3 protein-coding genes are annotated in these 3,457 nt (G+C 41.2%); all 3 read left to right on the forward strand.

Features of this window, described 5'->3' with window-relative positions:
• Window positions 1–1,152: DNA topoisomerase (locus tag WB217_RS18850; protein WP_423994868.1), on the forward strand; the 1,152-nt coding region annotated here is incomplete at its 5' end.
• 258 nt (window positions 1,153–1,410) lie between these two features.
• Window positions 1,411–2,718, forward strand: a complete 1,308-nt coding sequence (gene trmFO / locus WB217_RS18855) for an FADH(2)-oxidizing methylenetetrahydrofolate--tRNA-(uracil(54)-C(5))-methyltransferase TrmFO (RefSeq protein ID WP_423994869.1) — start codon at window positions 1,411–1,413, stop codon at window positions 2,716–2,718.
• Between the two features lie 60 nt (window positions 2,719–2,778).
• Window positions 2,779–3,457, forward strand: a 679-nt coding sequence (locus WB217_RS18860) for a tyrosine-type recombinase/integrase (RefSeq protein WP_423994870.1), incomplete at its 3' end; no start/stop codon positions are given.

The following is a 3,457-nucleotide window of genomic DNA, read 5'->3' on the forward strand; positions in this document are numbered from 1 at the left end:
GTTGCCCAGTCTGAAGCACGCCAATATATCAGTAATGAGTTTGGCGAGGATTTCATACTGACAGAAGCGAAAAAAGAAAAGAAGCAAACAAATGCACAAGATGCCCACGAAGCTATCAGGCCGACGAGCACAATGAAAGCACCCGATACACTTAAGGAATATCTTTCCAAGGATCAGTTTAGACTTTACAAACTGATTTGGGAACGATTTATTGCAAGCCAGATGGCCTCTGCTGTCATGGATACGATGAGCGTTGATTTAAAGAATAATAATGTTATTTTTAGGGCTACTGGTTCAAAGGTAAAATTCCCAGGATTCATGAAGGTATATGTGGAAGGCTCTGATGACCAGGTGGAAGAAAAGGATAAATTCCTTCCAGATCTAAAGGAAGGTGACGAGGTCACCAAGAAAGATATGGAGTCTAAGCAGCATTTTACTCAGCCGCCTCCAAGGTATACAGAATCAAGGCTGGTAAGGACACTTGAAGAGTTAGGTATTGGCCGACCATCCACTTTTGCGCCAACCCTGGATACAATCCAGAAAAGAGGATATGTAACACTTGATAATAAACGGTTTGTACCAACAGAACTTGGAGAAGTCATCCATGAACTGATGATCGAATTCTTCCCCGGTATTGTTGACCTTGCGTTTACCGCAAAAATGGAACAGGACCTTGATAATGTCGAAGATGGGAAAGTCAACTGGGTTAATGTCATAGACGAATTTTACCAGGGTTTTGAGAAGCATCTTAAAATTGCGGAGAAGGAAATGCAGGAAATCGAAATCAAGGACGAACCTGCTGGTGAAGATTGCGAACAATGTGGAAACCCTATGGTATTCAAAATGGGAAGATACGGCAAATTCATGGCTTGCAGCAATTTCCCTGATTGCCGCAATACGAAGGCAATCGTTAAGGATATTGGAGTTAAATGCCCGAAATGCGAGGAAGGAAACATCATCGAGCGGAAAAGCAAGAAGCGCCGGATTTTTTATGGCTGCGATCGCTTCCCAGAGTGTGATTTCCTATCGTGGGATAAGCCGCTGGCACGCACCTGCCCTAAATGTGACAAGCTGCTGGTCGAAAAGAAGCTTAAAAAAGGCGTTCAGGTGCAATGTACCGAATGTGATTATAAAGAAGTACCACAAAGCTAGAGTGAGCCTTAGGCTCACTCTTTGTGTTTGATTTTAGGCTTATAAGCTAAGAAAACGAACATGATACGCTGATTTAAGGGGAAATTGAAACTTTTTTCTTTCTTTTTCGTAAAGGAAAGTGCAAAATGATACAAGTATCAGGGAAAAGTAATTAAGAGTTAAGTATATAATAGAAGATTTATGTGCAGGCAGATGGTATAATAAATCTTTTGATGAGCCTATTGAACAATTTTTTAATAGCTACTGGAGGAAATAGATATGACTGAAGCTACAGTAAATGTCGTAGGTGCCGGCCTTGCTGGCAGTGAAGCAGCATGGCAGCTGGCTCAAAGAGGCATTAAAGTTAACTTATATGAAATGAGGCCTGTTAAACAGACGCCTGCTCACCATACAGATAAATTTGCTGAATTAGTCTGCAGCAACTCATTGCGTGCTAATACATTAACGAATGCAGTTGGTGTTTTAAAAGAAGAAATGAGGATGCTTAATTCTGTGATTATAGGTGCTGCTGATGCATGTGCAGTTCCTGCAGGAGGCGCACTGGCCGTTGACCGACATGAATTCGCTGCATACGTAACAGATCGTGTAAAGCAGCATCCAAATGTCACTGTTTTTAATGAAGAAATTACTCAAATTCCAGAAGGACCTACTGTCATTGCTACCGGACCATTGACAAGCCAGGCGCTATCTGAGCAATTAAAAGCGCTGACTGGTGAAGAATATCTGTACTTTTATGATGCCGCTGCGCCAATCCTTGAAAAAGACAGTATTGATATGGACAAGGTTTACCTGAAATCAAGATATGATAAAGGGGAAGCTGCTTATCTAAACTGTCCAATGACTGAAGAGGAATTCGATCGTTTTTACGAAGCTTTGATTTCAGCTGAGACTGTGCCGCTTAAAGAATTTGAGAAAGAAATTTTCTTCGAAGGATGCATGCCAATCGAAGTAATGGCTCAAAGAGGAAGAAAGACGATGCTTTTTGGTCCTTTAAAACCTGTTGGTCTAGAAGATCCAAAAACAGGAAAGCGGCCTTTTGCGGTCGTCCAGCTTCGTCAGGATGATGCAGCAGGCACACTTTACAACATTGTCGGCTTCCAAACGCATTTAAAATGGGGGCCGCAGAAAGAAGTGCTTCAGCTGATTCCGGGGCTTGAAAATGCTGAGATAGTTCGTTATGGCGTCATGCACAGGAACACCTTCATCAATTCGCCAAAGGTTTTAAAAGCTACTTATCAGTTCCAAAACAGGCAGGATCTTTTCTTCGCAGGACAGATGACGGGTGTGGAAGGATATGTTGAATCTGCTGCCAGTGGTTTGGTTGCGGGAATTAATGCAGCAAGACTTGTTTCTGGAGAAGAACCGTTGGAATTCCCTCATGAAACAGCTATGGGAAGCATGGCCCGTTATATCACAACGACTAATGCGAAAAACTTCCAGCCGATGAATGCGAATTTCGGACTTTTCCCTGATCTGCCTGAGAAAATCAGAGGCAAGCAAGAACGCAATGAAAAACATGCTTCACGGGCATTGGAAACAATTCAGAAATTTGCGAAAAATTTGTAATTTCTATTGCGAGGGCTATATAAATATGTTACTATTTAGTAGCCCTTGTGAGGTGACGAAATGGAATCAAATGTGAACAATTCTTTAAAGTTGTTTATAGAATATTTACAAATTGAAAAAAATTACTCACAATATACTATTGAACATTATCAACATGATATTAGGGAATTTTTCATGTTCATGTCTGAACAAGGACTGAATAGTCTGGATGATATCGAGTACTCTGATACAAGGATCTATCTAACCAAATTATTTGATCAGCAGCTGTCGAGAAAGTCAGTAGCCCGCAAGATTTCCTGCATGCGAAGTTTTTTTAAGTTTTTGCTGAGGGAAAGAATTGTCGATGATAATCCATTTTCGCTTGTTTCAATACCAAAATTAGAAAAACGTCTTCCAGACTTTTTTTATGAGGAGGAGCTCGCAGAATTATTTAAGGCATGTGAGACTGAAACGGCTTTAGGCAAAAGGAATAAGGCGATTCTTGAATTGCTATATGCTACGGGAATCCGGGTTGGTGAGTGCTGTAAAATCCAGATGAAAGACGTAGATCTATCGCTTTCTACTGTTTTGGTTCATGGGAAAAGGAAAAAAGAAAGGTATGTTCCTTTCGGCAGCTTTGCTCATGACGCACTTGAGGAGTACATATTGAATGGAAGACCTGATCTTCGAAAGAAAGAGGATCACGATTATTTATTTGTTAATTTTCGCGGCGGACCTTTGACGGACCGGGGCATAAGGG

The sequence above is a fragment of the Mesobacillus sp. genome (genome assembly GCF_049588175.1).
Taxonomy (GTDB): domain Bacteria; phylum Bacillota; class Bacilli; order Bacillales; family Cytobacillaceae; genus Mesobacillus.